Source organism: Bacteroidota bacterium (genome assembly GCA_016195025.1).
GTDB lineage: Bacteria > Bacteroidota > Bacteroidia > Palsa-948 > Palsa-948 > Palsa-948.
This window is the reverse complement of record JACQAL010000069.1, coordinates 23,512-48,452: the sequence shown is the minus strand read 5'-3', so window position 1 is coordinate 48,452 and position 24,941 is coordinate 23,512. Positions and strand designations below refer to the sequence as shown.

Genomic DNA, 24,941 nt, shown 5'->3' with positions numbered 1-24,941 from the left:
TTCCATTTCATTGACTGCTTGCCGCATGATGTATTCCGGCTTAATGGTGGAAAAAATTCTACTTGTGGCACTTGTTATTTTTTTTTGATTTTCCATACAGTTTCTATTTTATAAACTGTATAGCTATTTTAGGGAAAGACAGTCGCCCCGTAATCGCCCCGAAGTCATCCCGTAATCTTCCCGATTCCATTCTTGCTAAAAATACATTTTACGATTAACTGAAATTTAGTCGGAATGTTTAATACTAAGTCAGAATGTTTTCGGTCAACGCAAACGAACTCAGATTAAGTCCAACCCATCATTTTTCCTATCTCTATTTTTGCTCCGTGATTTTGGAATGAATGGTTTTCAGAGGGAGAATCAAAAAAATTTACCACCCTTTCTGTATGCAACTTTTCTTTCAGATTTCCAAATCATTTTAGATAATTTTCATAGGGAAAAATACCTCTGAAAGAGCGATTGTTCATCCAAATAAGAACCTTATGTTCCCGCAAAATTTGGCAGGGAATGAGAGCGAAAAATCAGAGTTGTGAAAGCAATAAAAGACACCAGAGAAATTCTTGCCGAAACTGAAGATGGAAAAATCACAGTTGGAGAAAAATTATCATTGGAGCAAAGCAAAAAAATTCTCAACAGGAATGGGAACAACTACACCGATGAACAAATTATTATCATCCGTGATTTCATTTACACGATGGCAACGATTCAATATTTATTCATTACCGAACAATACATCAAAAACAAATCACTAACTAAAAACCAAAATCAAAATGAGAAAGAATGCATACCTCTACATCAGAGTGAGCACAGACGAGCAAGCTGACAAAGGATACAGTTTGGCTCATCAGCAGGAACGACTCACAAACTATTGCGCACTGCAAAACATTAAAGTGATTGCAATCTTCAGGGAAGACCATTCGGCAAAAACTTTTGACCGCCCCGAGTTCACCAAACTTCTCGCAACCCTGAAAAAGAAAAAAGGAATGGTTGATTTACTAATCTTTACTAAATGGGACAGGTTCTCCCGCAATGCTGGCGATGCGTATGGAATGATTAATCAGTTGAATCGTCTTGGAGTGGAACCGCAAGCGATTGAACAACCACTTGACTTAAACATTCCTGAAAATAAAATTATGCTGGCATTTTACCTTGCCGCTCCTGAAGTGGAGAATGACCGCAGAGCGTTAAATGTAATAGTTGGAATGCGCAGGGCAATGAAAGAAGGAAGATGTATGGCAATGGCTCCCAAAGGATATAAAAATATCACGAACGCAGAAAACAGAAAAGTGATTGTGCCGAGCGATGATGCAAAAATTGTGAAATGGTGTTTTGAGGAAATTGAAAAAGGGTGTCACACTGTGGTTGATATTTTTCGGATGGCGAAAGAAAAGGGATTCAAATGCAGCATAAATAATTTTTGGAATATGCTTCGCAATCCTATTTACTGCGGATTGATTTACATTCCTCCCTATAAAGATGAAGGAGAAAAAACCGTGAAAGGAATTCACGAACCGCTCATTTCAGAAAACACTTTTTATCGGGTTCAGGATTTTCTGGACGGAAGAAAACGAAATGTCCCGACAAAAAACACCCGAAGAGAGGAATTGCCCCTTCGGGGTTTTTTATTTTGCAGCAAGTGCGGAAAGAAACTTAGCGGAAGCGCATCAACCGGTGGAAGCGGAATTAAACACTTTTATTATCACTGCAAACCGGGTTGCCCTGAAAGAATAAAAGCGCCCGAAGCAAATATGGTTTTTTTAGGATGGTTGGAGCAAATAAAATTCAATGAAGTATCAGTGGATTATTTGCAGGTGGCGGTGGAGCAAATTTTCAAAGAGAACCAATTGGACAAATCGTTAAGGTCAAAAAGAATTAAAGTTGAAATTGAAAAACTCCGCACCCGCTTAAACAATGCACAAGTGTTGATGCTTGATGGAGAAATGAAAATGGATGAGTACCGAGAAATAAAAATTAAAACCGAACCGGAAATTGAACGAATGGAAAGGGAATATATGCAACTTCCTGTCGTTGATTCTGATTATGAAGTTAACATTGAGTTTGGCTTAAACACCTTTCAACACCTGACTGATTATTGGAAGTTAGGGGATGTAACCACCAAACAAGCCCTTGTCGGTTCGTTGTTTCCTGAAAAGTTGTATTTTTCAGAAATGAAATGTCGAACGGAAAAAATGAACGAAGCATTGGAGCACATCTGCCCACAAATCAAAGAGTTGTGTGTAAATAAAAATGGGACTGAGGCGTGTTTTTCGCCTCAATCCCATAAGGTGATCCCGCTGGGATTTGAACCCAGGACCCCTACATTAAAAGTGTAATGCTCTACCGGCTGAGCTACGGGATCAAAATTTATCTTTCAAAAAACGAAATTACGCAACTATATTTCGAGGGGCGCAAAGATATAAGCATTTTGGAATTAGGGAAAAACTAATTTTGCTGTTCGACATGAAAATTTTTCTCATAGGATACATGGGCAGCGGCAAGAGTACGGTTGGTAAAAAACTTTCCTGTAAATTAAACCTCGACTTTATTGATTTTGACAATTACATTGAAAACCAAACGGGCAAAACCATTTCCGAAATTTTTGAAAAAGACGGAGAAGAAAAATTCCGTTCTATGGAGCATGAATACCTAAAAGAAATTTTCAAAAAAGAGAATGCAGTTACCTCTCTTGGAGGAGGAACTCCTTGTTTCAATAATACTATTGAACTGATAAACAGAAACGGAATTTCCATTTACATCGAAATGACAGTCGATGCGCTTGTGCAGCGATTGATTAAAGCAAGAAAAAAACGTCCGCTCATCGAGGGAATGAATGAAGTGGATTTGAAATTTTTCATTGAAGCAAATTTAGAAAAACGTCTTCCCTTTTATAAGCAGGCAAAATATACAGTCGAAGCAAAAAATAAAAATTCAGATGAACTTGCAGATGAAATAAAAAAAATAGTTGCGTAATTTTTTTATACGGCTTTTTTGTCACCACGAAAAATATTCAGAATAGTCAGAAAGATTATGCGAATGTCAAGGAAAAATGACCAGTTCTCTATATAATATAAATCCGTTTTAATTCTTCGCTTCATCAAATTCGTTTCTTTAGTTTCTCCGCGCAAGCCCACCGCCTGTGAAAGCCCGGTAATTCCCGGCTTGATAAAATGCCTCAGCATATATTTTTCTATGAGTTGCGAATATTCTTCCGTATGTTTCAGCATGTGCGGGCGCGGTCCAACTATTGACATATCTCCAATAAAAACATTGATGAACTGCGGAAGTTCATCGAGATTAAATTTACGCAGCAATTTTCCCGCACTTGTTATTCGCGGGTCATCTGAAGATGCCTGCATGCTATGCGCATCTTCATTCACATGCATTGAGCGAAGTTTCAGGCACCAGAACTCGCGGTTGTTCAGGCCGGTTCTTTTTTGTTTGAAAAAGATTGGACCTTTTGAATCGAGTTTAATCACGATTGCAAGAATTGGAAGAAGCCACGAGAGCAACACCGTGCAAACGAGAAAAGAAAAAATAATATCAAATGTGCGCTTGAAAAATTTATTGAAGCCATCATCAAGCGGAATATTCCGGACAGAAATTACCGGAAGAAAATCATACAAGTCGAGTTTGAATTTCCGGTAAGGAAATTCCATCAGTCCGGGAATCATTTTCACGCGCATAAAATTATTGTCGGCAAATTCAGTGATAGCATAAACTTGTTCTGAAGACAAGCGCGGGAGTATGCAATAAATTTCATCCACTTCATTTTCCACAGTAAATTTTTCCATCTCTTTCAGGTTTCCTTTTACGCGCAGATGATTCACCTCATCGTCAAACATTCCCATGAATTTATATCCATGCTCAGGGTGCGAAACAAAAAAATCATGCAGGTCGTGCGCAGTATCATTGAAACCGGCAATCACCACTTTGCGGTAATTGTAGCCGCTCTTGCGGTAAAGCCGAAGAAGAATGTACGTAGAAAATCTCCACACGCTTATTCCTGCAGTAATAAACGCAAATGATACAAGAATCTGATGGCGTGAATAAGATAGAATGGTTGCAAGCCCGTTGAATGCAATAATAAGTATAAAATAAAAAAATATATGTCGGAAAAGATTTAACGCGATGCTCAGAAATCCTGTTACACGGTACAAATTATATACATCAAGAAAATAAACTGTTCCAACCCATGCAATGTTGTAGAACAAAATTAATCCAAGATAATGTTGCCCGAAAAAATTTTCAAACCTTCCGAACGTAAAGTAATAGGAGAATAAGAATGAAAGATTGATGACCAGAACATCACCTATAAAATGAATCGGCTTAATAAATCTGGAATACAATCCGGGCATAATGAAATACAAATATCAGATTTTTGTTGAAAGAAAAATATTTGCGCTATTATTTGTCTTTAAAAAAATGGAAAGCAAACAGTGAATTAAAAAATGAATAAAATACTACTCCATGCTGGCGGCAAAGTATTGATTCAGTAAAACAGAATGCAGTAATTAAAAAAATAAAAAAGAAGTATATAATATTTTTTCTTTTGAGCGATAAATAAAAAGATGCAAGTAAATTAAGTAATAAAATTCCTAATCCGATTACGCCTAAGCCAAGCCATGTTTGCAGAAATTGATTATGTGAATTATACTGCGGAACATAACCTTCCATAAAATTATTTTCAAGATATGTTTTCATTAATTCATCTTCATCATCTCCTGTTCCAGTTCCCAAAATCCATGTTTTTTTTCCTGTTTTAATTGTAAAAAACCATTTCGCAAAACGCATTTGAATATCATCAAGTTTTCCCGAAAGATTTTTATTTGTTTCGGGATTATTATTAAAAGAATAGGAAGAAGTAAATATTTCCGAAAAGCGTTCGTGAATTGTTGGGATAAAAATAATGGAGGAGATAAAAATCGCAATCATAACTGATGTGATAGAAATGCCTAAAAATATTTTTTTGTTTTTTAAAAAAAAATATAAAATATAGAATGCAGAAATTAAAAAAAAGGAAATGGTCATTGTTCGCGAAGAGAGAAGAAAAAGAAAAACAATTAAATATGCCAGCCAGATAAAATGTAAAATATTTTTTCTAGAAAAATAATCATGGAGTTTCAGAATATTTTTTAAAACTACAAATGCCGAAAAAGAAATGAAAGCCGAAAAATAAATCGGATGAATAAAGATTTCCGACAGGCCTTCATAAAAAAAATAATGCGTAGCATAGTTGCTCACAGGATTTATTTCATAAAAATTTCCAGATGACATTGCTCGGTAAAATGCATAGGCAAGGCATATGAGTGAAACAATTGTACAGGAGCAAGCAAAATAGTTTAATATTTTTTTTATTTCATCAAAGGAAATTTTTTTTGAAGTTCCGATGATAATTGGGAAAATCAGCAAACTCAATTTTTTTTCTAATTCAAATTTTCCATGTTCAATGTTTGAAGTCCAGAGCATGCCAATTACATGAAAAAAATATAAGCTGATGAAAAGATAAAAGAGCGGGCTGGTAATGTTGCCAAGTTTTTCTTTTAAACCATCTTTAAGAATCCAATATATAAAAAGTATAATAATGGAAATACTATTCAGCTTTAGTGAAAAAGGGAGAGAGACAATGCTTAAAGCAAGGCAGTAAAAAAAAAATTTGTCTTTATTTTTTCTGAATGCTTCAATCATGATTCTATATTAAGAACTTTCTGATTGATATGATGTATTTGCTCAACAATATTTAGCCAGTGGTGTTTCTGAAGCAGCCCTTCATAATTTTCTAAATTATCATTTAGCAGTTTGTTATTTATTCTTTGAGAAAGTTCGCTAACATCATTTGGATTAAAATACGTTTCTTCCTGAAAAGAAAAATCAAGATGAGCTGGAATTTTACTTGCAAGTATTTTGCAGTTAAAACTCAAAGCTTCAAGAAGTACATTGGGAGTTCCCTCTGAAAAGGACGGAATAACAAACAAAGAACAGTTTGCAAAAAGACAATTTAATTTTTCACGATAAAGTTTGCCGGTAAAAAGAATTCTTTTATCTGAATATTTATTTTTTAATTCTACAAAGTAATTATCATTATGTGCAGCGCCACCTGCAATTATTAAGCTTGTTTCTTTAGGATTTAAAAGAAAAAAAGAATTAATTAATGTTTCAATATTTTTTTCGGGAGTAATTCTTCCGGCAAACAGAATAAATTTTTCTTTGATATTAGGAAAATATTCTTGAAGCAATCCATTATATTTTTCTCTGCTATTTTTTTCAACTCCGTTTGGAATAAGCGTTATGTTATTTTTTCTTCCTTTGGCTTGCAGATGTTTAAGGTATGTTTTATTGTTAGTAATAATATAATCTGTCAATAAAAATTGGTGCTCAGAATTTTTTAATATTATTTTTCCAAATACATTCCATTTTTCATGTAAATAATCTTGCGAATTATACCTTGCAATAATTTTTAGTCCGAATAATTTCAAAAAGAAAATAAAAGTTCCTGAAGCGATACTGTGAATATGAATTAAATCCGGGCGTTTGAAAATGCAATAAATAGTGGATAAAAAATTATATAGCGGCCTTTCAAAAATTTTAGATGATGGAGTAGGAATATGAATAAACTTTATTCCATTCCATTCTTTATGGCTGGCATAGCGTTTAATAGAAAAAACCTGAATGCAGTATCCTTTTTCAATGAGATGAGGATATAATTTTTCCGAAAAACTTTCTATTCCTCCTTGCACATTGGGAAAACCTCTGGGTCCGATAACAACTAACCTTATCTTTTTATTCACGGAAAAAATTATTAAAAGAAAAAATCAGAATGCAGTTATTTAAGTTTTTGAAATTTTGTTTCCCACTGCTTTTCTGCTGTACGAATGTACAAATGATAAATTCCCTGAGAAGAATTTTCAATATGAATTTCTTTTTTCAATTCTCCATCATGAATCTGTTCAAAATATACCAGTTGGCCAACCGAATTATAAATCCGAAGAATTCCCGAAGCCATTTCATCATACAGTTTTAGAGTGAAATAGTTGCTAACTGGATTTGGGGAAATTTCAAAGTCATTAGTATGAGTCAATGATGGGGCAGAAGTAACAGATAAGAAAACATTTATAGTATCGGCAAAATTGCTCGCGCAGTCCGAATCAGAACTTACAGTGAGCACAATTGAATAAGTGCCCGAAGATGCATAAAGATGAGAAGGATTTTGTTGATTGCTTGTGTCACCGTCTCCAAAGTTCCAAAGCCATGAAATTATATTTCCTCCGTTACTTGTTGAGTTGTCGAAAAAGCAAACCCAATCAGCGGAACAGTTCATTTGAGTTGTGAAATATGTAGAAGGAGGAGAAGAAACCTGAACAGGATTTTGAAAAGCATTATTGAAACCGTAATTGGTTGTAACATTCAAAGTAGTAAGATAATTTCCCGAAGGGTCATACGTATGAATTGGATTCTGTATGAAACTTGTTTTTCCATCGCCAAAATTCCAATTCCAAGAAACAATGGTGTCGTCCGGTGCATGAAGTATTGAAGAGTCGAAAAATGAAACTTGTGAAGTGCATTTTCCATTGCTGTGAGCAAAAGAAACTTTAAGAGGAATTAGGACTGAGAAAGAATCATTTTTTATTTCCTGACTATGGAATCTATCCATTGCAGAAATTACAATCATTGAATTTCCGGTATCGGAAAAAGCTGGTGCTCCGGATAAAAGAATTTTATTGTCCGAAATATTTGTTTGCATCCATGCGGGCGTATTAGAAATCGAAATAGAAATCAGCGAATCTCCATAAGGCAAATCTAAATCTGAAATTAAAATAGAATCTTTGAAAGGCATTCCGGCAATTGCCATAGGAGTAATGTTGCTAATGTTGGGCGAGGAATTTTTATATGCTGAAGGCAAATAAAAGATAATTGTTTGTGATTGATTAGTTGTTGTTGAAATAAACTTCTCTGAAATTTTTCCCTTTGAGGAATCTGCCAATATGCCAAATGAAATAGATGAATCTGCAAAACCCGAAGCACTATTTCCAGAAGATGAAATCCACCAAGGGGCATAAAGAATTGTGGTTATAAAATCATCTTGATGATTTACGATTGAATATGTTGAAGGATTAACTCTAAAATAATTTAATGAAACAGGAGTATTAGTAAGCAAATACAATTTTTCCGGAAAGACAGAATCAATTTTTATTTGCGAATGTGGATAAGGCAATTCCAAAACATCTGAAGGAGAGCTTTGTTCGTCAGTTTGCGAAACAGCAATTATGCGATAGAATAATTTATTGTCGGCATTCAAGGGCAATGAGTAAAAAGTTGAAAAAGTTTTTCCAATTAAGGTAGAACTATCCGGAGAAAAACCAAGCCATTCATTGCTTCCATGAATTTCGTAATAGGCAGGATTTTCTCCTGTGTTTGGCTGCCAGGAAATTAATATGCTGTCCTTCGTTATAGTTGATGCAACATTTAAAGGAGGCATCACACCATGAGGAACAAAAGACCAAACCGGACTCCAATTCCCCCACGCTCCGCGATTGTCTTTTGCCCGAACTCTCCAGTAATATTTTGTACCATCGTTCAGCAAACCGAATTGGGGAATATTGAAAGAAGGATTAACATTGATACTATCCGTTTCACTAATATATGTTTCAAAAGTTGGGGACAAGGGAAATTTCATATCTGAACGGTCGCTCAACTGAAATTCATAATTTACAATTGCATCTCCATCCTGGTCAGAAGGTTTAGTCCAGGAAAAAGTAAATTTCAAATTATTAACAGAAGAAGTATCTTGCGGAAATAATGGTGAATTAATCTGATCTGGCGGAGTGTTTAAAGTGGATTCTTTCCAGCGAATTTCAATATTCAAATCTCTGCCATTTGAATTAGTATCTGAATATTCTATTTGATTTGAACCAAGTTTTAACTGAGGAAGGAAAAATTTGCTAACCTGAAACTGTGAACGAATTTCAAGCGAATCTATTCGAAGAGATTGAATGGAATCTTGCGAGGAAAGTAAAAATTTGAGATAATAGTTGTAAAGTGCATTGGAATTACTTCCATCAATAAAGGAAGATAAATTAAAAGTTTGGTTAAATTTTCCTGTCAGATTAACATGTGTTACTTCTTTCCAAAGTGAAGAATCTTTTGAGAAAAAAATATTAATACTGTCATTGCTATTGTAGCGTTCAAATTTTCCGGCAATTTCTCCATTGACAATTACAAAAGGAGAAGTTACCTTTATTACTATGATTCCTGGCGTTGAAACAGTTTCTAAGTAAATTCCTCCTTCGTTAGAGGAATCGACACTAAGATTAGAATAATAATCTACCAACTCAGAAAGAGGTGCATTATAAAAATTTGTTTTGAAATAAAATTCTCCATTAGCTGCAACAGAATTTTTCGCACTGTTTGTTTGAGGATTATTATTCAGCAATAAAGTGCTGATTGCATCTTGATGAGAGGAAAGTGAATAAGGAGAATTGTAAATAATTTTTTGAGTATTGGAAATAAAATTATCGTTGTGTATTTGCAAAGGCATTGTCCAGTCATAGAGTATTGATTCTCCCGGGCGTAAATTAAAATCTAATTTGTGATAGGAATTTTCCGCCATATAACCAAAATAATAAGCCGAATCGTTTTTATAATATAAACTAGCCACGTAATTATTTATGTCTGGTTTAAAATTATTTTCTATTCCATAATGCTTGGTTCTGCGAATAAGAGTTCTATCACTAAAAATTTCTTTTGAGTTGGCAAGAGTAGTATTATCATTTTTCAGGTAAAAGGTTTCTATATCGCTATCAATATACTCATAGCGGCTTCCAAAGTTTAATTCCGAAACATAGTGCAACCCCTGAGGCGCATAACCTTTATAGGGGAAGGCACTATAAGTTTGAGCAAGAAAACACATTGAATAATTTGTGTTGTAACATAACCCGTATCCATATACTCCCAAAAGCTTTACAGGATCACTGATATTGTCAGTCATGTCAGGACCTAAGTCATGTACTCGGTTATCCCTGAAAAATTTCCAGAGAGAAAGGGCTTTATCTTTTTCTGTAACTGCTCCAGCAAAACATTCATTGCGCATATCGTCAATAGTAAACCATCTTTTGCGGTTATTGAACACTAATCTTGGAGTATATATTTTTTTATTTCCATTGTTTGTCATTTTTATTTGAAGCATCGGCTCAAAAACTTTCGTATAAGGATTTCTTGTCAGAGTATTTTCTCCATCAAGAAAACCATTCATGTTAAATGAAAAATTTGCAGAAGGTGTGATAAGCTGAATATTTGTATCACGAATAATTTCCTGGGCAGAATTTTGAATACAAATGCAAAAAAACAATAAAAAAAGTAAAAAATGGGAAATGTTTTTCATAAGGGATCCAGAATCTGCACTTGCGCTATCCTTACGCAGTTTTTGGAAAAAGGTTTCAGAATGTTATCCTCTTTTCGCTAAGAATTTGAAACTCTTTATCAAAACACGTATAGGCAGAGTACATTTTTAAGGCATAATCGTATTGGTGAGAAAAATGATTTTGAGTAGCAAAGATAAGTTTATTACATAAATCGATTGGGTTTTTGGTTTCGAAAAGAAAATATTCTGAGTTGCTTTCTTTTAATACATGGTTATTCCCGGGAACATTTGATGCAATGCACTTGCATCTGGAAGCCATTGCTTCCACAAGAGCTTTAGGATGGCCTTCCATATTTATTGTGGGTAAAACAAAAATCTCAGATTCGCTGAAAATTTTTGCCACTTTATTATTAGAAAGAGCACCGGTAAAAAAAATATTTTTATTGCTTATTGTTGACTGTTTTAATCTTTTTTCTTCTTCACCAATTCCAAGAATCAATAGTTTGTAATCATCTTTTATTTTAGAAAACCTTTTAAAGGCATTAATTAAAATATCTATCCCTTTTGACCAGTGCAATCTTCCGGCAAATACAATTTGTTTTTTCTTTTCAGCAGAGGGTTTGAAAATTTCTGTATTGACATAATTTGGAATTATAGTAATATTTTTTTTCCCGTATCTCGTTTTTGCAATGTCTGCCAGCCATTGAGTGGTGCAAATAAGATGGTCGGCAGAATTAATTACCCATCTTTGTACAAAGGCAGAAACGAGTGGCTTTATTCCCTTATAATCTTTTTTCATTCCGTATGTCCAGTCAAACTGGTAGCTGATTATAAAATATTTTTTTGAAATGCATTTTAATAAGGGAATTACGGGAACATTCACACCAATAATTCTCACTACACAATTATGTTTTCTCCACTTGAAAGAACTGAGTAGTAAAAAAAAATAATATAAAATATGCCGAATGCCAAATACGGAAGAAGTTATTTCCCGCTTTTTATGAAGCACACCTTCAGGCATTATTGATTGAAAATTTTTTGAATCGCAGGTGTAATAGTAAACTAAAAACTTTTTTGCATATTGCTTTAAAGTAAATTCCTGCCGGGACCAAATTCCTTTACTAAGATGTTCCTGAATAGGGGAGTCGGTGGATTGAATAAGAATCAGAATTGGCCTCTCAATGCTCATAAACTATTCTTGTGGTTGAAAGATTTTCATTGTACAAAATTGAAAATATAAAAACGATATATGTGAAAGTAATAATAGGATATTCCCAGAAATTCAAATAAAACAAATTTGTAAAATAGAATAATGTAACGTAAAGAACAAATTTCTTCAAGTTTAAAAATTCATTACTATAATGTTTGATTTTATTATTTCTGTAAATAAAATAAAAAAGCAGAATGAAAATAAAAATTCCAGCCAGGCCAAGTTCAACCGATACAGAAATTATTGTTGTTTGTGGCGAAGCAAAATTTCCATATTGCTCTCTTGTTTTTCTCCAATTGGCATAAATGGGGGAAATATATTTTTTAAAAAGTTCGCTTTTGAAATAGGGAAGTTCAATGGGAAATTCATTTACTCGTTCATCGGGCATGCGCATAACGGAACTACGACTGGTGAAAGTAGCCGGTCCTGAACCGAGCAGCCAATTTGTTTGACTGTAAAGTTCACCGCTAAAAAGATTTTTATAAATCTTGACTTTTGATAAATATGGATTTTTTTCTATCTCGGTTTTTTGAAGTTTAACAACAGCATCTTCCAGCCGTTCATATACATACGTTTTGGAAACAAAAAAAATTATGCAAATAGAAATTAAAATAAAAAGGACTATTCTGAAAAAATTTACATAACGTAAAAGATATTCATTGAAAAAAATAAATCCGATTATTATTATCATGAATCCAAGATTTGCAGTTGATTCAGGAATAAGCAACACAACAAGAAAATATAATATTTCTGCAAACGAAGAAAAATTTTTAGTGAAAGAAATTTTTCCTTGTTTTGATAAAATAATTATCCGGACTATTTCATACAAAAGTACAACACAAATATGAAAGGCAACCCAATTAGCGTCACCCACTGTGCCTTTGGCCGGGTCGCCTACAATAAATTTATGATTTTGAATTGCAGAAATAATCAGTAAGAAAGATTGAAAATAAACCAACCATTTATAAAATTTATACGCATTGAAAAAATCTATTCTCTCTGCGCATGAAATAATGATCCACATTAATATGATTGGCGGCAGATATGAAAAAATCCAGAATAAAAACGTATAACCATCGGCACTTTCATTAATGTAATTATAGATATAAGAAATAAAAGCAACTAAAATAAGCAGGACAGGAATAAAAAGAAAAATATTTTTTTTAATTACAGGTTGTTGCGTAAAAAGAAAAATCAGAATGAAAATAAACAAAGCAGAATATTGAATAATGAAACTACCCTGAAAGAGCGAAAGAATTAATAAATAAATTCCAATGTGAAGGAAAGAAAATTTCAGTTTCATGATTTTTCAATCCATTTCTTATAAATAAAAAGCATCCACAACAAATTTCCTAAATCTTCTTTACCGCTTGCATTTTGGGAAACTAATTCTTTTATAAGAGAAGAAGATAATCCAAAATCGGAATTATAAAGCGACTGAAGTTTTTGTTCAAATGCTTTATCCTTGAACCATTCACGGAGAGGAATACTGAATCCTCGCTTGGGTGCGCGAAGAAGAGAAGAGGGGAGTTGCTTTCCGATTGTATTTCTTAAAACACTTTTTCTTTCATAGCCGTTCATTTTTACATCGCGGTGAACATGCATCATAAATTCAATCAAGCGATAATCTAAAAAAGGAACACGTGTTTCAAGAGAGTAAGCCATGCTCATGCGGTCAACTTTCGTAAGAAAATCATCGGGCAGCAAAACTTTAAACTGAAAATACATTAATTGATAGAAAGGATTTTTTACAGGATATTTTTCAAAAAGATTGTGAATAAAATCAGAAAGCTTAATCTGTTTTTCAGAATGCTGAATTAATTTTTCTGCCAATTCAGGTTTGCACCATGATTTTGCCATAAGGCGTTCATCAAAAGTTTTATTTGAAAATGATAGTGCCTTTGAAATGCGATTCAACTTATACCGGATGTTTCCGGAAAAAAAATTGCTCAGCACAGAAACTGCACCGGGCATGGCTCTTCGTATGATGTGTGGCAAATGTTGATATTGCTCTGCAAATTTCTCTACTCTGTTTGATTCGTACCCGGATAATACTTCATCGCCACCATCGCCTGTCAAGACCATTTTAACTTTTTGTGCTGCAATTTTTGAAACGTATCCTGTAGGAATTGCGGAAGAATCTCCAAAGGGTTCATCAAACCGGCTGATGATTTTTTTTAACTCATCATCGAACACTTCGGGCTCAACAGCAAACTCTTCATGATTGGTTTTAAATTTTTCAGCAACTTCCTTTGCAAGATTTCTTTCGTCAAAAGATTTTTCCTTGAAACCAATTGTAAATGTGCGGACAGGCGAACTTGTCAATTTACTCATAAGCGCAACTACGCTTGCAGAGTCAAGCCCTCCGCTGAGAAAAGCGCCATAAGGAACATCGCTTCGCATCCTTATTTGCACAGAATCATTGAGGAGAGTTGAATAGGTTTCATAAACATTTTTTTTATCCGAAATCATTTTGCGCTCGTCAATCATAGGCATATCCCAGTATTTTTTTTCTGTAATAGAATTATTTGAAACAACAAGGTAATGTCCGGCTTGTAACTTAAAAATATTTTTATAAAAAGTATATGGTGCCGGAATGTAACCAAGACTTAAATAAAGTTCTGTCAACTCAAGATTAGGAGTTGCAGGACATCCATACATTAAAAGTGATTTTATTTCAGAACCAAAAATGAATGAATTATCGAAAGTTGAATAGTAAAGAGGTTTTTCTCCCAAACGGTCACGTGATAAAAAAAGTTGTTTCTTTTTATTATCCCAAAGCGAAAAAGCCCACATGCCATTTAGTTTATTCTGGCAGTCAAATCCCCACTGCTCGTATGCGCGAATAATTACTTCAGTATCTGAATTTGTTTTGAACTTATGACTTAACTTTTTTAATTCATCTCGAAGTTCAATGTAGTTGTAAATTTCCCCGTTAAAAATTATTGTAATGCTTTTCTCATTGTTGAACATAGGTTGGTCTCCGGTAGATAAATCAATAATGGAAAGACGTCTGTGTGCAAGACCAATATTTTGCGAGCAATAATAATTTTCTCCATCAGGTCCTCGATGCGCAATGGAATCAGACATGCGTTTAAGTAATGACTTGTCTGCATTTCTGCTTTCATCGAAATGAAATATACCTGCAATGCCGCACATTATAATACTCGTTTAAATACAAACTGATTGCATCCCAAACCTTTTGTTATAATCATATTTGTTGTGATGAATCCTTTTTCTTCAAAATATTTTTTTAGTGTTTCTGGCTTTGCAACTTCAAAAGGTAATCCTCCAAGCCAGTCAATCCAATCATGATATACAGACATCCCCCTGTTTTTTTTATAGACATTAAAATATTTTATAGGATTTCCATATTTTAATAAACCAATAACGGAAAATTTTATAGTGTAATAGGGGATAAATACTGAAAGCACAAATGTTCTTCCCAAGAATCCTGAACAGTAAGTTCGCTTTATAAGTTTCCAAAACCGGGAAATAATTCCTTGGTCATTATAAATTGCAATGCAAAGAAGACCGCCTTTCTTTACTTTGCTTAAAATATTTTCAAATGACAATTTCATATTTCCAGTATGATGCAATACACCCCAAGAGTAAACAATATCAAACTGTGGAATTGTTTTTAAATAATTAGTATCTAGTACAGAACCTAATTCTATTTTCCAATTTAAATCTTCAGGAAATTTTTTTTTTTTCATTTCCAATGTACATTGAACAGATAATTCATCATAATCAAATGAATGGATAAAAGAAGAACCAAGTTTTTTAGCAGCTAAACTAAATAATCCATTACCAGAGCCAACATCTAAAAATGTTTTATCTTTTAAATTTTCAAGCATTAATAATTTTTGAAGCGATGATAAGGACTCATTTACTCGTTCCTCATTAACTATTTGTAAAAATTCTGACCAGTTTTTTCCAAATGAAAACCTTTTTCCTTGTTGAATCTCTTCACTTGCTCTCATGTCTGATTTTTTTTCTTAAAAATTTTATAGTGTATTTTGCAATATCATCATTTACTTTTAAAAAATAATTTATCAAAAGCAGCAATATAAAATATATACTTACGCCACTAATTAAATTTAATAAAGAAGAAATAAAAAATAAATTTTTTAGCCAATAAATAAACCACCCGATTAACCCATTTAGAACAATAAGTTCTACTATATAAGCAAATATTTCTATGTATCTAATGAAAGGAAAAACAAAATTCATCCACGCGTAATAAGAAAGAATACTGAATGTATACACTGCAAGAAATGCAAACGGAAAACCGGCCACTCCAAAATATTTTATTCCAATAATTGTTAGGATGATGATAAGTAAATTTAGCAGGAGTTGGTTGTAAAATGCCTCTTTTAATTTTTGCCCTGCCATAAATAATCGGGCAACCACAGTATTAACTCCGTATAATGGCAATAAAAATCCAAACAGTTTAAAGACTTTTGACGACAATTCCGCAGATTCTGCGCTGAAAGCGCCATGACGAAAAAGAAGCGAAATAATTTCATCGCTGAATAAAAACATAATTGCGCTGAAGGGCGTGCAAACGAACAAAAGAAATTTAACAGAGGAAAGAAATATTTTATTTAAAGAATCGTAGTCGTGCTTTGCATAAAGTTCATTAAATTTTATTCCAAGTACTGATGAAAATTGAACCGTTCCCTGGTTGGGCGCTTCTGCAGTTTTTTGTCCAAAGTTTACTGAAGCAATAACTCCAGCACCAAATCCGCTCAAAGCATAAATGGGAAGTATGCTTGACAACAAAGACAAAGCATTTCCACCTTGCGCAAAGAAAATATTATTAATAATTCTTTTCTCAAGTTTTTGGAGCTTAAAAGAAAAACTCCATTGAAGTTTTTTTCTCATCAGGTAAATCAGCAAAAAGAGATTGAGAGAGTAGGAAATCAACAGGCCGATGTATAAACTTGTTACGTTAAATAAATTGTGAAACAAAAGTAGAAAAAGTATTGCAAAAATATTATTTACAGAGGAAACTATTGTGGGCACAGTAAAATATTTATAAGACGCCATGATGTTTCCTAAAAATCCGGTAAGAATAATTAACGTGAGAAGCGGTATGGAAAAAAGAAGCATTTGGTTGTTTTGTGTTAAAACAGTTAAATCAAATTTTGACAGAAGTAAAAATATTTTTACCGGCTCAAGAAAAAAAACTACACTTAACAATGTTCCTAATAAAAGATAGAAATAAAAAAATAAATTCAGGAATTTCATTGACTCATTTTTCCCCTTTTGTTCCGAAAGGCGCATGGATTCGGGAATAAGCACAGAAGAATCAAGTGTATTTATAAAATAGGCAATTAGAGTGATGAACGAAATAGAATAGAAATATACATCGGTTTTTGATTGAGCTCCAAAATAATAAGCAACCATAATTCCCTGTAAGAAAAATAAAAATTTGGAAATAAAATTACCTATTGAAGAATAAATAATTCCTTTCCTGTATGATTCCGTTCTTAGCATATTAAAAATAATCCTGAAGAAAAACCCGTAGAATTTGCGAAACAAATTTACTATTAAAGTAACTTGAATAAAAAATAGTAAGTTTGCCCTCTGTGAGCCAATCATCTGACGAAATAAATCTTTTCACAGCGGCAAAGATTTTTTTTTCTTTCCTGAAAAAATCCATATCCGGTTTTTTCCTTTTTTCTTTCAGAAATCTTCTGATGCTGTTTATTTTTCTTTTGATAGGAATGGCTGGCGGCTTTGCTTTCTTCAAACTGAAAAAGCCCGTGTATGCTGCTGATATTATTCTCAGTTCAAACTATCTTCCCAATGATATGTGCGCGCAGATGGTAAATGATTTGGAAGAATACGTGGACGATGATATGCCCATAGTGCTTGCGCAGCGGCTCGGCATCAGCGCGGAGGCAGCAGATAAAATTGTAAAAATCCGTTTTAGTAATTTTGATGAGAAGTTGGCGGAGCGTTACAAGAATAAAGACACGGTTGTTCTCGGACTGCCTTTCAGAATAGAAGTTTTTGTAAAAGATTTTAAACTGTTTGATTCGCTGAAGCCCGTTCTTCTGAATTACTTTGAAAAAAATCCTGCTGCCATGTTTGAAAAAAACATTCGCCAGCAAACACTTGCTTCGGTGAATTCAAAAATTGAACGGCAGTTGGTGGAACTTGACACGCTGAAAAAAGTTATCGCCAATCATCTTGTTCCGCGCGGAACTCCTGCCGGTTTTGTTTTCGGGCAGCCGCTTGACCCGCTCAGTTCTTACCGCGAGGTGCTTACCTTATATAAGGAAGAATTAGAGAACAACAACCTGCTGCTTCGCGGAGAAAAAGCCATTCGCATAATCCGCGATTTTGAAGTGCGCCATAAACCTTACAGCCCCAAAGTTTCGTGGTCGCTGCTCATTGGCGGGCTGGCGGGAATTATTCTCGGCTATGGTTTTATCCTCCTAAGAAAAAATAAGGTATAAATTTTTTTCTGGAATCTATAAAGTTTTTCTTTCTCGCTATTTGTTCTACCTTTGGGCTGCTAAAATTTTCAGTCATGTTTCTGCATAGAAAAAAGTTTTATTTCTTACTTCTTACCTCTTACCTGTTACTTGTTTTTTCGTCCTGCCGCAAAGGCACGCCTTCGTGGGATGCTGATTTTGTGCTGCCGCTCATCAACTCTTCGCTCACCATTGATAATATTATTCCCGAGACGCTGCTGCACACCAAGCCCGATAACTCGCTTGAGTTGGTTTACAACACAAAACTTTATTCGTACAGCACCGTTACCATTCCTGACACTACGGTAGATACGGTTTATTTTTCTCCCACCATTTTGGTGGTGTATCCCTGCACGCAAATTATTCCGCCCAACCCCAATGACAATTATTTTGATGCCGGCTCGGTTCAACTTTCTGAATTAATTATTCATTCGGGCAAACTGCAAATAGCGCTGGAGAATAAAACACGGAAAATGCTGGATGTGGAATACCTGATTCCGAAAGCGAAGGATAAAAGCGGAATTGCTTTCGATAAAGTGATAACTGTTCCGGCAAAATCCGGAACAACTCCGGGAAAGATTACTTCCGTTTTTGATTTGAGTGGCTACAACTTTGACCTGCGCGGGCAGAGCGGAACAAAATACAATTCCATGGTTACGGAAACCAGCGTGAAAGTGAATTGCAGTGATGCGGGGAAGGACACGATTTTCCCAGGCGATAACATAAAAGTATCAAGCGGTTTCATAGGCATGGTGCCCGAATACGCCAAAGGATATTTCGGAAGTTCGGTTACAACAATTACTGACAGCACAAGTTTTTCTTTATTCAAACACATTATTGATGGAACGCTCAAACTTCAGGACATTGATATTGACTTCAACATTGAAAACAATGTGGGCGTAGATGCGCGGCTCACCATTAATAATCTTTCTTCGGTGAACTCGCGCACAAAAACCACTGTGGCGCTTCAGCATTCTATCATCAACTCGCCCATTAATGTTACCCGCGCACTCGACAATAACGGAACGGTTACCGCCTCGAACTATACATACGCCATCACGCCTTCCAATTCAAACATACTTCCGTTTGTAAACAACATGCCCGATGAACTCAGTTATAAAATGCAGTTGGAAATTAATCCGCTCGGAAATAATTCGGGCAGCAATGATTTTATTTACCGCAATAAGTTAATCAAAACGGAAATGAACATGACCATTCCGCTTTCGCTCATTGCCAATAATCTTACGATGGCAGACACGGTGAATTTTAATCTGGGAAAAGAAGCAGGCAATGTGAATCATGGAAATCTTTATCTCTATGCCGACAATGGTTTTCCTTTTTCCGCAGAAGCGCAGTTATATTTGCTGAATGATAAAATGCAAATTGTTGATTCGCTCATCAGCGCGCCAAATGTTATTCTTGCTCCTTCGCTCGATGCAAATTACATCTGCATCGGCAAAAAGAAAACCAAACTTACCATTCCTGTTGACGAAAACAAAATGGCGCTGCTGCAGTCCACAAAAAAAATGTATTTGAAAATAAAATTTAACACCAGCGGACAACCCAACTATGTAAAAATTTATTCCTTCTATGCCATGAACGTGAAATTAGTGGGCGATTTTAATTATACATTCGGGAAAAAATAAATCATCGAAAACCGAAATGGCACGAAAAATACGAAGTAACATTTTTTTAATTTTTCTTTTCGCCAACTGCCAACTGCCGACTGCCAATTGTTTTTCTCAGGATTCGATTCCTGTGGTAAAAAAATCCGAACAGTCGCTCGAATTTATTTTCGATGGCTATGTCAACTCCAATGCCATTACGAATGAATTTATCAAGTCATATTACACCGGGAAATTTCTCACCAATGAAATCAAGAGCCAGGTTTCCGATAATTTAAGTTTTGAAAACCGCCTCGGTGGCGAAATGAAAACCGGATTCACGTACACTTTTCATTCTCTCGAAGGAAAAAATAAGCCGGCATTTTCATTTTCTTTTTTCGACAGGAAATATCTCAGTGCAAGTTTCTCCAGGGACTTGTTCGATGTGATTTTTTACGGCAACAAAATATTTGAAGGCGATACTGCCAAACTCTGGAACTCCCGCGTAAATTCTTTACACTATCAGCAGTTTCGTTTCGGCTGGAAATGGGATGGCGATGCAGCGCACGGCTCGTATGGTTTTGCTTTTTCCCTTTTGAGCGGTGACCAGAATTTATTTATTGACGGAAACACGCAGGGGCTTTTCACTGCCGATGACGGCACTTACCTCACCCTTCCGCTGCGAATGGATGTTTACCAGAGCGACACGGCAAAGACAAAATTTTTTTCCCAGAACGGTATGGGTTTGTCCACCGATTTTTTCTATGAACTTCCTTACACCTTCATGCGAAAGCCCGGACGAATAACTTTTGCGGTAAACGATTTGGGTTTCATCCGATGGAACAACAACTCGCTTCATTACGCGGTGGATTCATTTTATTATTTCAGCGGCTTAACGGTGAAAGACCTTGTGCATCTGGACAGCAACGCGTTTTCATCTTCCAACACCAATCATCTCATGAACCGCAATGCAAAAATTCAGAGGGGATTTTATTCAAGATATATTCCCGCCACGCTCGACATTCACACAAAAACTTCTTACGGAAAAACTTTTGCGGTGGAAAAAGGATTCAAATATTATTTCAACACTTCCGCGTATCCGTATTTCTATTTAAAGTTTCATTTCAATTTCGGACGAAAACAAAATTTTCATGTCGCTTACATTACGGGCTATGGCGGCTTTGGAAAATTTCATGCAGGGTTGGAAACTTATTTCGACTTAGGTAAAAAATATTCCGTTCATCTTGCCGATAATTATCTTTTTTCGGGAATTGCGCAAACCTCCTATGGAATGGGCGCGTATGCAAAACTTGTCAGGAAGTTTTAGTGAACATCTCAATATAAGTTACCACAAAAGGCGCAGAGAGAAACACTCCGTCAAACCTGTCGAGAATTCCTCCGTGCCCGGGCAAAATGTTTCCGGAATCTTTCACGCCTAAACTCCGCTTGAACATGCTTTCCACCAAATCTCCCAGCGTTCCAAAAACGGAAACCATAAATCCGATAATCATCCAATCCATCAAATAAAATTCGGTGAACCATGTGGAAAGTAAATATGCAATTCCCTGCGTACAGAGAATTCCGCCAATGGTTCCTTCCCATGTTTTCTTCGGAGAGATCCTCTCAAACAATTTTCTTTTTCCGATGGCTCTGCCAACGAGGTAAGCAAACGTATCGTTCGCCCAGAGGAGAAAAAAATACCCGAGAACGGGATGCGGTTTGAATTCCCATGAAGAAAATATTCCGCCTGACGAAGAAATAAGTATCAGCAATCCGAAGGGAAGAACAATATAAAATATTCCGCACACTGCGAAAGAAATATTTGCAAAAGGATTTTCGGACTGGCGGAATAATTCAACTGCAAAAAGCAAAAAGAAAATCCCCAGCGCAGCAATTGATGACCATGAAATATATTCATCGCGCAATTTTCCCAGTGAAACAAAAAAAAGCATGACTGAAATTCCGAGAAGGATGCCAAGAATTTTTGGCGGATGAATATTTTTTACTTCTGCCAGCGAATAAAATTCCCACAATCCTAAAAAAATGATTAGAAAAAATAAACCGGCAAGCGACCAGTAATTCCACCAGATGCAGCCAATCATTACCGCCACAAACACGGCACCTGTAATAGTTCTTGTCCAGAAATTATTCATGATTACCAATTACGAATCTTTTACGAATGTAACGAATTATGAATTTGAGCCCTCACCTTCAGAGCTGGTTTGGGAGAGGCAGAACTTTGCTTTCACCACATCATCGCGGTTCACATACACTTCGTACTCGCCAAACTTGTAAAAAGAATCCTGCTTGCTCACCACCACGCTGTTAATTTCATTATGGGTAAGCAATGCTTTTATCATTTCAGCATTCTGCGGTTTCGAGGAGGTATAAATGCAAACCCAATCCATGTTCGGATAACTAATTGCAGCGAATCTACAAATGTATGACTATTGAATGACAGCGAAGCGAATGACAATGAATGACGGCTGCTGCTATTCATCCACTAAAAAAACATAAATCTCTTTTGGTCCGTGTGCGCCTTGCACAAGAGTTTTTTCAATATCGGCTGTGCGGGAAGGTCCGGCAATATTTACAAACATGGAAGGAAAATTATTTCCGTACTTCTTTTTAATCGCGTTCAGCGATTCTTTAATAGTGTAAACTAACTGGTGAGTATACGCAATGACAATATGATAATTCGAAAATGCCGCCAGCTTTCTTCCTGCAGTTTGCTTCGAAGAAATGAGAATGCTTCCTGTGCGCGCGGAAAGCGATTCGCAAAAAGTAACTCCAGCGTTTGTGTGCTTCACATCCTTTTCATTTTCTGAAAAAGAAATTTTTGCTTTCTTCAGAATTTCTTTTGCTTGTTTCTCATAGCAGAAAACGCCTGTCCATTTATTTTCTGAAATCAAATCAGAAAGTTGAGCGCAGAGTTCATTTTCATTTTCGCAATAACAAAATTTTCCGTTGAGTTTGGTGAACTGCTGTGCAAAAAGAATTTCAAGCGGCTCTTCGGCTTTTGAAAAAATATCTTTTTCGAAATCTACATTGGAACTTTTGGCGGATTTTTCTATCAGCGCCTTCCTGACTTTCTTGAGAATTTTTTCGCGGGTGGTGCTTTCTTCGTACATCAAGCAGAATTTTTTTCTTCTTTGCTCTCGGAAGTTTTTGTTTCACTTCCGTTCGAATTGGTTTCAACTTTTATTTCTGCGCTGCGCCCGTTCTCAATCGGGTTTGCTGATTTTTTTATTTCCTGTTTTTCCTCTGCGGTTTGCCACGGGCGTTTGCCGAAAATTGTTTCAAGGTCTTCTTTGAAAATAACTTCTTTCTCCAGCAACTGCGTGGCAAGTTTTGTCAAACCTTCTTTATGCGCAGATAAAATTTCTTTCGCGCGCTTGTAGGCGCTTTCAACTATTTCGCTTACCTGTATATCAATCCGCTCGGCAGTTTTTTCGCTGAAGGGTTTCTGAAAAGAAGATTCATACGCTCCGGTTGAATCATAAAAACTGATGTTGCCGATTTTTTCATTCAGTCCGAAATACATCACCATGGCGTAGGATTGCTTGGTAACTTTTTCCAAATCGCTCAGCGCTCCGGTAGAAATTCTTCCGAACACAACTTCCTCAGCCGCTCTTCCGCCCAGCGCAGCGCAAAGTTCATCGAGGATTTGTTCCTTGGTAGTGATTTGTCTTTCTTCGGGAAGATACCATGCGGCTCCAAGCGATTTTCCGCGAGGCACAATAGTAACCTTCACCAACGGATGTGCGTGTTCGAGCAGCCAACTTACAGAAGCATGCCCTGCTTCGTGAAAAGCAATTACTTTTTTCTCTTCTGTTGAAACAATTTTATTTTTCTTTTCAAGTCCGCCAATCACGCGGTCAACTGCATCCAGAAAATCCTGGCGGTTGACTTCTTTTTTATTTTTCCTGGCGGCAATCAGCGCGGCTTCGTTGCAGATGTTTGCAATATCGGCTCCGGAAAATCCGGGAGTTTGTCGCGCCAAAAAATCCAGTTGCACATCGTTGCCGAGTTTGATTGGCTTAATGTGAACTTTGAAAATTGCTTCGCGCTCGTGCAAATCGGGCAGGTCAACATAAATTTGCCTGTCGAAACGTCCGGGACGAAGAAGCGCTCTGTCTAAAATATCTGCGCGATTAGTTGCCGCAAGAAGAATCACACCGCTGTTTGTTCCGAAGCCATCCATCTCGGTGAGCAATTGGTTGAGCGTGCTTTCGCGTTCATCGTTTGCACCCTGAATCATTCCTCTTCCGCGCGCGCGCCCGATGCCGTCAATTTCATCTATGAAAACAATGCAAGGCGCTTTTTCTTTCGCCTGCCGGAACAAATCGCGCACACGCGAAGCGCCCACGCCCACAAACATCTCCACAAAATCAGAACCGGATAGCGAGAAGAAAGGAACTTTCGCTTCGCCTGCCACTGCTTTTGCAATCAAAGTTTTTCCTGTGCCCGGAGGACCAACGAGCAATGCGCCTTTCGGAATTTTCGCTCCGAGTTCGGTATATTTTTTCGGCTGCTTGAGAAAATCTACTATCTCTTTTATTTCAACTTTTGCTTCTTCCAATCCGGCAACATCGTTGAACGTAACATTCACTTGCGTATCCTTATCATAAAGTGCCGCGCGCGATTTTCCTATATTGAAAATTCCTCCGGGACCACCGCTTCCTCCACCGCCTGTCATTCTGCGCATGAGCATAAACCAAACTACTGTGATGAGCAAAATGGGAATTATCCAGCCCATGTATTCCGAAATTCCAGTACGGTTTTCACTACTGGGGAGAACACGATCTTTTGGGTCTAAATCTTTTTGAATTTCATCCAACTGGCGTGTGAAAGATTCTTTTTCCACTTTCATTACGAAGTGCGGACCGGGATTTATTTCTTTGGTGAACGGACGTTCGCGCACTTTGTCATATTTTGGATTTTTAAGGCGGTCGGGTTTTACATAAATTTCTGCTGACTGGTCATTCACGATTACAATCTTTCGAACATCGCCTGGCTTCAAAACATTCTCCACAAAATCAGGCCACTCAATTTTCTGCATGTTGTCCGTAAAATTCGGAAACCACATCAGCGCAAGGCCAATGAGAATCACAATATATATCCAGTAAAAATTAAAATTGCCTCCGCCTTTGGGAAGTTTGTCCTTTATTTTTTTCAACTGCTCCTTCGGGTCAAGTTCTTTTTTACTTCCTTTCTTGCGGGGAGTTTTTGCAGCTTCGTCTTTTATATTTTGTTCTTCAGCCATTATTTTCTTTTCGTGATTA

The 24,941-nt window shown here is 36.0% G+C and carries 19 protein-coding genes and 1 tRNA gene; 6 read left to right on the top strand and 14 right to left on the bottom strand.

All coding sequences use genetic code 11. From position 1 onward, the window contains the following. Positions 1-529: 529 nt before the first annotated feature. Entirely contained in the window at positions 530-823 is a 294-nt protein-coding gene (locus HY063_13680; GenBank protein MBI3502836.1) for a hypothetical protein, read from the top strand. Beyond that, entirely contained in the window at positions 771-2,333 is a 1,563-nt protein-coding gene (locus HY063_13675; GenBank protein ID MBI3502835.1) for a recombinase family protein, read from the top strand. The genes HY063_13680 and HY063_13675 overlap by 53 nt, the downstream gene beginning before the upstream one ends. Here the strand turns inward: HY063_13675 and HY063_13670 are convergent. Continuing rightward, positions 2,287-2,359 (bottom strand) — tRNA-Lys (locus tag HY063_13670). The two genes, HY063_13675 and HY063_13670, sit on opposite strands and share 47 nt — an antisense overlap. 101 nt (positions 2,360-2,460) lie before the next feature. Between HY063_13670 and HY063_13665 the strand changes: the two genes are divergently transcribed. Then, entirely contained in the window at positions 2,461-2,970 is a 510-nt protein-coding gene (locus tag HY063_13665) for an AAA family ATPase (GenBank protein ID MBI3502834.1), read from the top strand. 5 nt (positions 2,971-2,975) lie between these two features. Here HY063_13665 and HY063_13660 read toward each other — a convergent pair whose 3' ends face one another. The 9 genes from HY063_13660 to HY063_13620 form a co-directional block, all read right to left on the bottom strand. After that, positions 2,976-4,355, bottom strand: a complete 1,380-nt coding sequence (locus HY063_13660) for an undecaprenyl-phosphate glucose phosphotransferase (GenBank protein ID MBI3502833.1) — start codon at positions 4,353-4,355, stop codon at positions 2,976-2,978. 49 nt (positions 4,356-4,404) lie between these two features. After that, positions 4,405-5,685 (bottom strand): O-antigen ligase family protein, encoded by a 1,281-nt coding sequence (locus HY063_13655; protein ID MBI3502832.1) that lies wholly within the window; start codon positions 5,683-5,685, stop codon positions 4,405-4,407. Further along, positions 5,682-6,785 carry a glycosyltransferase family 4 protein gene (locus HY063_13650; GenBank protein MBI3502831.1) on the bottom strand — a complete coding sequence of 368 codons (1,104 nt, stop codon included), beginning with the start codon at positions 6,783-6,785 and terminating at the stop codon, positions 5,682-5,684. The genes HY063_13655 and HY063_13650 overlap by 4 nt, the downstream gene beginning before the upstream one ends. 35 nt (positions 6,786-6,820) lie before the next feature. Next, positions 6,821-10,246, bottom strand: a complete 3,426-nt coding sequence (locus HY063_13645; GenBank protein MBI3502830.1) for a PKD domain-containing protein — start codon at positions 10,244-10,246, stop codon at positions 6,821-6,823. Between the two features lie 184 nt (positions 10,247-10,430). Next, complete coding sequence (locus tag HY063_13640) at positions 10,431-11,153, bottom strand: glycosyltransferase family 4 protein (protein ID MBI3502829.1); 723 nt, start codon at positions 11,151-11,153, stop codon at positions 10,431-10,433. A 379-nt stretch (positions 11,154-11,532) separates the two neighbouring features. Next, positions 11,533-12,867 carry a hypothetical protein gene (locus HY063_13635; protein ID MBI3502828.1) on the bottom strand — a complete coding sequence of 445 codons (1,335 nt, stop codon included), beginning with the start codon at positions 12,865-12,867 and terminating at the stop codon, positions 11,533-11,535. Then, a complete protein-coding gene (asnB, locus tag HY063_13630; protein ID MBI3502827.1) occupies positions 12,864-14,723 on the bottom strand; it encodes an asparagine synthase (glutamine-hydrolyzing) in 1,860 nt (619 codons plus the stop codon). Before asnB ends, HY063_13635 begins: the two co-directional genes overlap by 4 nt. Then, the gene (locus HY063_13625; protein ID MBI3502826.1) at positions 14,723-15,547 is read right to left on the bottom strand and encodes a methyltransferase domain-containing protein; all 825 of its coding nucleotides are present in this window, start codon (positions 15,545-15,547) and stop codon (positions 14,723-14,725) included. Before HY063_13625 ends, asnB begins: the two co-directional genes overlap by 1 nt. After that, entirely contained in the window at positions 15,534-17,066 is a 1,533-nt protein-coding gene (locus tag HY063_13620) for a hypothetical protein (protein ID MBI3502825.1), read from the bottom strand. Before HY063_13620 ends, HY063_13625 begins: the two co-directional genes overlap by 14 nt. A gap of 92 nt (positions 17,067-17,158) precedes the next feature. Between HY063_13620 and HY063_13615 the strand changes: the two genes are divergently transcribed. From HY063_13615 to HY063_13605, 3 genes are all read left to right on the top strand, one after another. After that, on the top strand, positions 17,159-18,034 hold the full coding sequence (locus HY063_13615; protein ID MBI3502824.1) for a hypothetical protein: 876 nt from the start codon (positions 17,159-17,161) through the stop codon (positions 18,032-18,034). A gap of 74 nt (positions 18,035-18,108) precedes the next feature. Further along, positions 18,109-19,698, top strand: coding sequence for a hypothetical protein (locus HY063_13610; GenBank protein MBI3502823.1), 1,590 nt, complete (start codon positions 18,109-18,111; stop codon positions 19,696-19,698). Between the two features lie 16 nt (positions 19,699-19,714). Further along, entirely contained in the window at positions 19,715-20,983 is a 1,269-nt protein-coding gene (locus tag HY063_13605; protein ID MBI3502822.1) for a hypothetical protein, read from the top strand. Here HY063_13605 and HY063_13600 read toward each other — a convergent pair. The 4 genes from HY063_13600 to hflB all read right to left on the bottom strand — a co-directional run bounded on the left by HY063_13600 (position 20,970) and on the right by hflB (position 24,922). Beyond that, on the bottom strand, positions 20,970-21,809 hold the full coding sequence (locus HY063_13600) for a phosphatidate cytidylyltransferase (GenBank protein MBI3502821.1): 840 nt from the start codon (positions 21,807-21,809) through the stop codon (positions 20,970-20,972). The two genes, HY063_13605 and HY063_13600, sit on opposite strands and share 14 nt — an antisense overlap. Positions 21,810-21,845: 36 nt before the next feature. Beyond that, positions 21,846-22,064 carry a DUF2007 domain-containing protein gene (locus tag HY063_13595; GenBank protein MBI3502820.1) on the bottom strand — a complete coding sequence of 73 codons (219 nt, stop codon included), beginning with the start codon at positions 22,062-22,064 and terminating at the stop codon, positions 21,846-21,848. Between the two features lie 84 nt (positions 22,065-22,148). Continuing rightward, a complete protein-coding gene (locus HY063_13590; GenBank protein MBI3502819.1) occupies positions 22,149-22,787 on the bottom strand; it encodes an LUD domain-containing protein in 639 nt (212 codons plus the stop codon). Next, a complete protein-coding gene (gene hflB, locus HY063_13585; GenBank protein ID MBI3502818.1) occupies positions 22,787-24,922 on the bottom strand; it encodes an ATP-dependent zinc metalloprotease FtsH in 2,136 nt (711 codons plus the stop codon). Before hflB ends, HY063_13590 begins: the two co-directional genes overlap by 1 nt. Between the last annotated feature and the right edge of the window lie 19 nt (positions 24,923-24,941).

Coding starts and splice junctions, on each gene's coding strand:
- HY063_13675 (MBI3502835.1), top strand. CDS start 771: ATGAGAAAGAATGCATACCTCTACATCAGAGTGAGCACAGACGAGCAA.
- HY063_13665 (MBI3502834.1), top strand. CDS start 2,461: ATGAAAATTTTTCTCATAGGATACATGGGCAGCGGCAAGAGTACGGTT.
- HY063_13660 (MBI3502833.1), bottom strand. CDS start 4,355: ATGCCCGGATTGTATTCCAGATTTATTAAGCCGATTCATTTTATAGGT.
- HY063_13655 (MBI3502832.1), bottom strand. CDS start 5,685: ATGATTGAAGCATTCAGAAAAAATAAAGACAAATTTTTTTTTTACTGC.
- HY063_13645 (MBI3502830.1), bottom strand. CDS start 10,246: ATGAATGGTTTTCTTGATGGAGAAAATACTCTGACAAGAAATCCTTAT.
- HY063_13640 (MBI3502829.1), bottom strand. CDS start 11,153: ATGAAAAAAGATTATAAGGGAATAAAGCCACTCGTTTCTGCCTTTGTA.
- HY063_13635 (MBI3502828.1), bottom strand. CDS start 12,867: ATGAAACTGAAATTTTCTTTCCTTCACATTGGAATTTATTTATTAATT.
- asnB (MBI3502827.1), bottom strand. CDS start 14,723: ATGTGCGGCATTGCAGGTATATTTCATTTCGATGAAAGCAGAAATGCA.
- HY063_13625 (MBI3502826.1), bottom strand. CDS start 15,547: ATGAGAGCAAGTGAAGAGATTCAACAAGGAAAAAGGTTTTCATTTGGA.
- HY063_13620 (MBI3502825.1), bottom strand. CDS start 17,066: ATGCTAAGAACGGAATCATACAGGAAAGGAATTATTTATTCTTCAATA.
- HY063_13610 (MBI3502823.1), top strand. CDS start 18,109: ATGTTTCTGCATAGAAAAAAGTTTTATTTCTTACTTCTTACCTCTTAC.
- HY063_13605 (MBI3502822.1), top strand. CDS start 19,715: ATGGCACGAAAAATACGAAGTAACATTTTTTTAATTTTTCTTTTCGCC.
- HY063_13600 (MBI3502821.1), bottom strand. CDS start 21,809: ATGAATAATTTCTGGACAAGAACTATTACAGGTGCCGTGTTTGTGGCG.
- HY063_13595 (MBI3502820.1), bottom strand. CDS start 22,064: ATGGATTGGGTTTGCATTTATACCTCCTCGAAACCGCAGAATGCTGAA.
- HY063_13590 (MBI3502819.1), bottom strand. CDS start 22,787: ATGTACGAAGAAAGCACCACCCGCGAAAAAATTCTCAAGAAAGTCAGG.
- hflB (MBI3502818.1), bottom strand. CDS start 24,922: ATGGCTGAAGAACAAAATATAAAAGACGAAGCTGCAAAAACTCCCCGC.